This is a genomic window from Streptomyces sp. NPDC005648, from assembly GCF_040605395.1.
GTDB lineage: Bacteria > Actinomycetota > Actinomycetes > Streptomycetales > Streptomycetaceae > Streptomyces.
Map to the genome: position 1 here is coordinate 1 of NZ_JBEXCS010000204.1, position 1,282 is coordinate 1,282.

General features: G+C 67.3%; 1 protein-coding gene. It reads left to right on the top strand.

Annotated elements, in window-relative coordinates; translation table 11 throughout:
* The first annotated feature begins 69 nt into the window (after positions 1 to 69).
* Positions 70 to 1,250 (top strand): IS3 family transposase gene (locus ABZT17_RS45150; RefSeq protein ID WP_356358003.1). Its coding sequence is split into 2 segments (ribosomal slippage): positions 70 to 337 and positions 337 to 1,250, totalling 1,182 coding nucleotides; the frame shifts between segments, so codons are not numbered across the junction.
* The last annotated feature ends 32 nt before the right edge of the window (positions 1,251 to 1,282 follow it).

Genomic DNA, 1,282 nt, shown 5'->3' on the forward strand with positions numbered 1-1,282 from the left:
GGGCGTTTCCCCTTGAGCGTGGACACCCTGATCATTGGATCGTGATGATCCATAGGACAGGAGTTCCCGTTGGGGACGTCGAAGTACTCGCCTGAGTTCCGGGCCGATGCCGTCGCGCTGTATCACTCGAGCCCGGGTGGGACGTACGCGTCGGTGGCCAAGGACCTGGGCATCAACCACGAGACGCTCCGCACTTGGGTGCGGGATGCCGAGCAGGCCGCCCAGCCCGGGGCCGTGGAGGCCACTGCGATGGAGAAGGAGAACCGGCAGCTGCGGGCGCGGGTGAAGGAACTCGAGCTCGAGCGGGAGATCCTGCGGAGGGCCGCGAAGTATTTTGCGGCCGAGACCAGCTGGTGAGCAGCCGCTTCCAGTTCGTCGACGATCACCGTGACGCCTTCGGCGTCAAGCGGCTGTGCCGGATACTCGCGGTCTCGCGTTCCGGCTTCTACCGATGGCTGGCCGGCGCGGACGCGCGGGCCAGCCGGGACCGGGCGGACGCCGAGCTCGCCGAACGCATCGCCCAGATCCATCAGGAATCGGATGGCACCTACGGGGTCCCGCGCGTCACCGCCGAGCTGAAGGACTCCGGTCGGCGGGTCAATCACAAGCGCGTCGAGCGCGTCATGCGCAAGTTCCACATCGTCGGGCTGCACCTGCGCAAGAAGGTCCGCACGACCATTCCCGAGCCGTCGGCGACACCGGTGCCGGACCTGCTCCAGCGGGACTTCACCGCCCAGGTGCCGAACACCAAGTACGTGGGTGACATAACCTATCTCCCCGTCGGCAACGGCCAATTCCTTTATCTGGCAACGGTGTTGGACCTGTGCTCGAAGCGCCTGGCGGGCTGGTCGATCGCCGACCACATGCGGACCTCACTGGTCACCGACGCGCTCAGGGCCGCAGCGAGGGCCCGCGGCGGGGACGGTCTGCGCGGGGCGATATTTCACAGCGACAACGGGGCGCAATACGTGTCGAAGGAGTTCGCCCAGGTCTGCTCGGAGCTGGGCGTGACCAGATCGCGCGGCACGGTCGGCACAAGTGCGGACAACGCCGCCGCGGAGAGTCTGAACGCGACCATGAAGCGCGAGACGCTCCAGGGCCGCAAGCGGTGGAACGGGGCCAGTGAGGCCCGCCTCACGGTCTTCCGCTGGGCGACCCGCTACAACACCCGCCGACGGCACTCCCGCCTCGGCCAGATCAGCCCGATCACCTACGAACAGCGATCAACTACGCTGGCCACCGCCGCATGACAATCGGTGTCCACGATCACGGGGAAGGCCCC